7 protein-coding genes are annotated in these 6,317 nt (G+C 52.7%); 5 read left to right on the top strand and 2 right to left on the bottom strand.

The genetic code is table 11. The features are described from left to right. Both CRO33_RS23500 and CRO33_RS23495 read right to left on the bottom strand, forming a co-directional pair. The coding region (locus CRO33_RS23500) for a transposase (protein WP_141399050.1) at positions 1-235 on the bottom strand (235 nt) is incomplete at its 3' end. Between the two features lie 294 nt (positions 236-529). Then, positions 530-856, bottom strand: a complete 327-nt coding sequence (locus CRO33_RS23495) for a helix-turn-helix domain-containing protein (protein ID WP_097119767.1) — start codon at positions 854-856, stop codon at positions 530-532. A 380-nt stretch (positions 857-1,236) separates the two neighbouring features. On the opposite strand from CRO33_RS23495, the gene CRO33_RS23490 reads away from it, so the two are divergent. The 5 genes from CRO33_RS23490 to CRO33_RS23470 all read left to right on the top strand — a co-directional run bounded on the left by CRO33_RS23490 (position 1,237) and on the right by CRO33_RS23470 (position 6,317). After that, positions 1,237-1,524 (top strand): damage-inducible protein J, encoded by a 288-nt coding sequence (locus CRO33_RS23490; RefSeq protein WP_097119765.1) that lies wholly within the window; start codon positions 1,237-1,239, stop codon positions 1,522-1,524. Positions 1,525-1,747: 223 nt separating this feature from the next. Then, a complete protein-coding gene (locus CRO33_RS23485) occupies positions 1,748-2,977 on the top strand; it encodes an MFS transporter (protein WP_097119764.1) in 1,230 nt (409 codons plus the stop codon). A 26-nt stretch (positions 2,978-3,003) separates the two neighbouring features. Further along, positions 3,004-4,065, top strand: coding sequence for a sugar phosphate isomerase/epimerase family protein (locus CRO33_RS23480; protein ID WP_097119763.1), 1,062 nt, complete (start codon positions 3,004-3,006; stop codon positions 4,063-4,065). Beyond that, on the top strand, positions 4,066-5,217 hold the full coding sequence (locus tag CRO33_RS23475; RefSeq protein ID WP_097119762.1) for a Gfo/Idh/MocA family protein: 1,152 nt from the start codon (positions 4,066-4,068) through the stop codon (positions 5,215-5,217). 119 nt (positions 5,218-5,336) lie between these two features. Further along, positions 5,337-6,317 carry a LacI family DNA-binding transcriptional regulator gene (locus CRO33_RS23470; RefSeq protein ID WP_097119761.1) on the top strand — a complete coding sequence of 327 codons (981 nt, stop codon included), beginning with the start codon at positions 5,337-5,339 and terminating at the stop codon, positions 6,315-6,317.

Genomic DNA, 6,317 nt, shown 5'->3' with positions numbered 1-6,317 from the left:
TATCCCGTTCGTCGGTCACCCGCTTCAGCTCTTTCTGAAGACGGCGGATCTCGTCCTGAGCATCTGACTGTGCATTATGAGTGGAAGAATCAGGACCATACTTCTTTATCCAGGCGTAAAGGCTGTGGGTGGTGATATCGAGACGTGTTGCAACACTGGAAACAGAATGACCACGATCAACAACCTGTTTGACTGCTTCAATTTTAAACTCTTCAGGATAACGCTTACCGCTCATGGGCACCTCTCTTTTAGTCATCTTAAATGACTCTGAGGTGTCTGTTAAATCCGTGGCGATTCATCACTGCGAATCGTCATAACGGTATGCAAGATAGCCATGACGGATCGTGGTTCAATTCTGCGGGATAAGGGATGACGCGTGAAATTAGGGTAGTTAATATCATGCGGATAAGATCTTTATGCTTTATACGTTTAAAAGTGCACTCACATGTTCAGTAAACGATCGAATTGATAACTTTTCACTTCAAGGCGCTGCGAAGAAGCAAAGTCAATGGCTTGCAGGCAAAAGTTTTTAAGAAGATGAATTTAGTTTTTTCAAACCACGCTTCGTTGCCCTTTGTCGGGACGGAGCATTCAGTGCCTCAACCTGCGCGATGCTCAATGCGGGTGGTGCAAACAAATTCATCATTTCTCTTTCAAGACGGAGCGCAAACACGGCCTTTATAAAGTTTTCTAACGTCACCTTACCGTCATTTTCTAGTTTTTTTAGCGCTGACACTGAAATCCCTGCGTTATCAGCCAACTCTTTCTGGAGAAGATTGCGCCTAAGACGTTGCTCCTTCAGACGTTGCCCCAGTCCTGCAATCAATTGAGATTCAGTAAAGAGGTTAAGAGTCATTTTAAAAGCCCTGAATGTCATTAAAGATGAATAAGAGTTCATTATAGAGCTTTTATGAATACGGTCATAGTGTGTCGAGTGAGTGTTGCTTGAAGCTAATGAGTTCACTTTAACCGGATAAGAGAGGGGGTTGAAGAACCATTAAAATGAACACTTACAGTTCAACCCAATTGCATAAGTCGCGACATAGTGAATTAAACATCCACCACATTAAGTCTTAAACGACCATCATGGTGCTTAGGGAAAATAGGCTAAGCCTTAAATCCAGCCCGGCCAACATGTCGTTTTCACACTGTGTTAAGCAATAGAATGACAGGATGACATTCACAAAATAGCTCCCCCATAATGACAGTACAAACGACACTACGCATGAGATCAGAATGAGCAGCACCAAACATTTTCGAATTGATGATGAAACCAAAAGATTGGCTATGCAGGCTGCTGAACGGGTCAATCTCAGCCTGACTGAGCTTATGCGTCAAAGAGCTGTTGAGTTAGCTGATGAAGAACGTCGTCATCAAAATCATGAGCACGATATCTTGCTTGAACAGCAAATCACCCAAGCTTTTGAGCGACATGATTCCGACCATGGGGAGTATATCAGCCATGAGGAGGTCACTTCTCACATGGATAAATTGAGAGAGCGTGCACAGCATGGGAAATTGTGAGCGTTGAAATTGTCTGGGATAGTTCGGCGGCTGTTAACGCTCACAAGGACTCATCGTTAGGCGGCTCAATCCTTGTATGGTCTATTCGTCCCCATTCATCAGCCATTAATCCTCCGTTTCCACCTAAGTAAAAATTTGTGATCAGCCACGATGATTTCCTTTTTGTAATCGATTACTTTTATTTTCTCGCATTTTGTAATCGATTACTTTTTGGGGGTTGGATATGGTTGCTGCAACACAAGGCACCGCGCAAGACCAGGCAATGCAGCGCATGCTGGTCCCACGGCTGTCGCTGATGATGTTTCTTCAGTTCTTTATCTGGGGCAGTTGGTCGGTCACGCTGGGATTGGTGATGACGCAGCACAACATGTCCTTGCTGATTGGCGATGCTTTCTCGGCGGGCCCGATTGCTTCCATTCTTTCGCCGTTTGTTCTCGGCATGCTGGTGGACCGATTTTTCCCTTCACAAAAAGTCCTGGCGGTGATGCATCTGGCCGGTGCAGTGATTTTGTGGTTTGTGCCTCAGGCGATGATTGCCGAGAACGGCGCGCTGCTGATCGGCTTACTGTTCGGTTACACGCTGTGCTACATGCCCACGCTGGCACTGACCAATAATATTGCCTTCCACAGTCTCGCCAGCAGCGAGAAGAGTTTCCCGGTAGTGCGCGTGTTCGGCACCATTGGCTGGATTGTCGCTGGCCTGTTCATCGGGTTCACGGGAATCGCCTCCAGTGTCAGCGTCTTCACGGTGGCGGCGATTTGTTCCGTGGTGCTGGCGCTCTATAGCCTCACGCTGCCGCATACGCCCGCACCCGCTAAAGGTATGCCATTCAGACCGCGCGATCTGTTCTGTGCTGATGCGTTTGCCCTGCTGAAAATCAGTCACTTCTTCATTTTTTCGCTCTGCGCCACGCTGATTTCCATTCCGCTGGGCACTTACTACGCCTACACCGCTTCCTGGCTGGCCGACGCCGGTGTTGAAAACGTCAGCTCACTGATGTCCCTCGGCCAGATGTCTGAAATCTTCTTCATGCTGGTGATTCCGCTGCTGTTTCGCCGACTGGGCGTGAAATACATGCTGCTGGTCGGCATGTGCGCCTGGTTTGTGCGTTATGCGCTGTTTGCCATGGGCATGGGCGAGGAGGGACGCGCGCTGATTTGGCTGGGGATTCTGCTGCACGGCGTCTGTTACGACTTCTTCTTTGTCGTCGGCTTCATCTACACCGACCGCATTGCGGGAGACAAAGTCAAAGGACAAGCGCAGAGCATGATTGTGATGTTCACCTACGGTATCGGCATGCTGCTGGGATCACAGATTTCAGGTGCGCTGTATAACCATCTGGTCGCGGGTCAGGTATCGGCCGCCAGTTGGGGCATATTCTGGTGGATCCCGGCGATCGCGGCTGCCGTGATTGCCCTGTTGTTTATGTTCACATTTAAGTATCGCGATTGAGTTTTTGTTGTTACTGGAGGTGTTTTTTGAAAACGTTAAAAGGTCCGGGCATTTTCCTTTCACAGTTTATCGGCGCTGATGCCCCGTACAATTCACTGGAAGGATTGGCGAAATGGGCATCCGCTTTGGGATTTCAGGCATTGCAGATCCCGTGCAATCACCCGGCGATATTTAATCTGCAACGCGCAGCCACCAGCCAGACTTACTGCGATGAAGTGCTGGGATTGCTGAAGCAGTATGGCCTCAGCATCAGCGAGTTATCGACGCATCTGGAAGGGCAGTTGGTTGCCGTGCATCCTGCGCATGACGCTGCCTTTGATAATTTTGCACCGGCACACCTGCGCGGCAAGCGGGAAGCGCGCACGGCCTGGGCGATCGAGCAGGTCAAACATGCCGCAGTCGCCTCCAGTAAACTTGGACTGACTGCCCATGCCACTTTCTCTGGCTCGCTCGCCTGGCCCTATGTTTACCCGTGGCCGCCGCACAACCCGCAGTTGCTGGATGAGGCCTTTAAGGAACTCGCCCGTCGCTGGCAGCCAGTGCTGGATGTGTATGATCAGCATGGCGTGGATGTGTGTTACGAATTACACCCAGGCGAGGACCTGCACGATGGCGCCACCTTTGAGCGTTTCCTTGAACAGGTGAACCACCATCCTCGTTGCAATATCCTGTTTGATCCCAGCCATCTGCATCTTCAGCACATTGATTACCTGCAGTTCATCGATATCTATCATTCACGTATCAAAGCCTTCCACGTCAAAGATGCGGAGTATCAGCGCAACGGTCGTAGCGGGGTGTATGGCGGCTATCAAAACTGGATCGATCGCGCCGGGCGTTTCCGTTCGCCAGGCGACGGGCAGATTGATTTCAAAAGCATCTTCAGCAAACTGGCGCAGTACGATTTCAACGGCTGGGCGGTACTGGAGTGGGAATGCTGCCTAAAAGATGCGGAAACCGGTGCACGGGAAGGGGCTGAATTCATTCAACGTCACATCATTCCGGTCGCCAGTCGAGCATTTGATGATTTTGCCGCGCAGGATGACAGCGGCAGTATCCGTGCACAGCTCGGACTTAATGAGGAGTCGTAAATGATTAATGTCGGGATTATCGGCAGCGGATTTATCGGCCCCGCGCACATTGAGGCACTACGTCGCCTCGGCAACATCAATGTCGTGGCTCTGTGCGACTCCACGCTGGAGAAAGCACAAGCCCAGGCGGCGCAATTGCACGTGCCGCACGCCTATGGTGACATTGTCACCTTTTTACAGCATCCAGAGCTGCATGCTGTTCACAATTGTACGCCCAATCACCTCCATGCCGCCATCAATAAGCAGGTTTTACTCGCCGGCAAGCACCTGTTCTCGGAAAAACCACTTTGCATGACGATGGGCGAAGCGCGTGAATTAGTGGCACTGGCAGAACAGGCAGGCGTGGTCAACGGGGTCAGCTTCGTGTACCGACAGTTTGCCATGGTCCAGCAAGCCGCGAGCATGGTGCGCAGCGGCGAAACGGGCCGCACCTTTGCCGTTCAGGGCAGCTACTTACAAGACTGGATGCTGGAAGAGACGGATTACAACTGGCGTGTGGAGGCCGACAAGGGCGGTGCATCGCGTGCAGTAGCGGATATCGGTTCTCACTGGTGCGACACCATACAGTTTGTTACAGGCCGCAAGATAGTGGCGGTGATGGCCGACCTCGCCATCGTCTGGCCCACACGCAAAGCCAATCTGGCGGGTCAGGCCACCTTCAGCGCGCAGACACAGCAGGCTCAGTATCAGGATTGTCCGGTGAATACGGAAGATCTGGGCTTTGTGCTGCTGCGCTTCGATGATGGCAGTAAAGGCTGTCTGAGCGTGTCACAGGTGGCGGCGGGGCGCAAAAATCGCCTTTATCTGGAGGTGAGTGGCAGTCAGGCCTCGCTGGCGTGGGATCAGGAAGTGCCACAACAGTTGTGGGTCGGTCATCGTCATCAGGCCAATCAAACCCTGACGGACGATGCGTCGTTGATGAACCGCGATGTTGCCGCCCGTGCCCGTTTTCCTGGCGGGCACATCGAAGGCTGGCCCGATGCATTTCGCGCCATGATGCAGCAGTTTTATCAGGCGGTGGAGAAGGGTGAAATGCCGGCGCAAGACGAACGGCATTTTGCCGACTTCAGCGATGGGGCGCAGGTGATGGCCATCGTTGAGGCGATCGTTAAAAGCCATCGCGATCAACGCTGGGTCGACGTCAGCATTTGATACACAGGCGCGTTCCGGCGCGCCTGATCTTCCGCATAAGCCACCCCGCCTAACTTATTGTCACGCGTCGATTTATGGTAGCCTGCAATTCAGAAACTGACGCAGGAAGTTGAGTCCTCATGTCCATTCAGAAAATCGCGAAGCTGGCCGGTGTTTCCGTGGCCACGGTGTCACGCGTGCTTAATAACAGTGACACCGTAAAGGATAAGAACCGGGATAAGGTGCTGGAAGCCATTAAAGCCAGCAACTACCAGCCAAATCTGTTAGCCCGTCAGCTGCGCACGGCGCGGAGCTCCATGGTGCTGGTGCTGGTTTCTGATATCTCCAACCCGTTTTGCGCTGAAATTGTGAAAGGTATCGAAGAGCAGGCCGAGCAGAATGGCTACCGCATTCTGTTGTGTAACTCCGGATCGGACATCAATCGCTCCCGCTCAAGCCTGCAAATGCTGGCAGGCAAAATGGTCGATGGGGTGATCACCATGGATGCTTTCACCACCCTGACTGAACTGACACAGCTGATCGGCAACATGCCCTGGGTGCAGTGTGCCGAATACGCCGATGCCGGCGATATCTCCTGTGTGGGTATTGATGATGTTCATGCTTCGCGCCAGCTGGTGGCGCATCTGGTGGCCAGCGGACGCAAACGCATTGCCCTGATCAATCATGATTTGAGCTATAAGTACGCCCAACTGCGTCAGCAGGGTTATCAGCAGGAACTGGAACAGCGCGGTCTGTCCTGGCAGGCGGTGAGTTACGCCAGTGATCTAAGCTACAACGCTGGCAAGCGCGCGATGGAAGCGTTACTCAACGCGGATACGCAGCCTGATGCGGTATTTGCCGTCTCCGACACGCTGGCGGCCGGGGCGATGGCCGCTATCCAGGCCGCGGGACATCAGGTGCCACAAGATATCGCCGTTGCAGGCTTTGACGGGTCGGAACTGGCTGAAATGATCTCTCCGCCTCTGACCACCATCGCGCAGCCATCACGCGATATCGGGCGGACCGCGTTCAGCCTGCTGCTGCAGAAGATTGACGACCCGCAATCGCCAACTGAGCGCGTCATGATGGACTGGCGCCTGATCGTGCGCGCCAGTGCTTGA

Source organism: Pantoea sp. GL120224-02 (assembly GCF_900215395.1).
GTDB lineage: Bacteria > Pseudomonadota > Gammaproteobacteria > Enterobacterales > Enterobacteriaceae > Pantoea > Pantoea communis.
Note: the sequence above shows the minus strand (reverse complement) of the source record. Positions and strands in the feature narration are given on the sequence as shown.

Bases quoted from the DNA above. Each gene is read 5' to 3' on its own strand.
- CRO33_RS23495 (WP_097119767.1), bottom strand. From the start codon at position 856: ATGACTCTTAACCTCTTTACTGAATCTCAATTGATTGCAGGACTGGGG.
- CRO33_RS23490 (WP_097119765.1), top strand. From the start codon at position 1,237: ATGAGCAGCACCAAACATTTTCGAATTGATGATGAAACCAAAAGATTG.
- CRO33_RS23485 (WP_097119764.1), top strand. From the start codon at position 1,748: ATGGTTGCTGCAACACAAGGCACCGCGCAAGACCAGGCAATGCAGCGC.
- CRO33_RS23475 (WP_097119762.1), top strand. From the start codon at position 4,066: ATGATTAATGTCGGGATTATCGGCAGCGGATTTATCGGCCCCGCGCAC.
- CRO33_RS23470 (WP_097119761.1), top strand. From the start codon at position 5,337: ATGTCCATTCAGAAAATCGCGAAGCTGGCCGGTGTTTCCGTGGCCACG.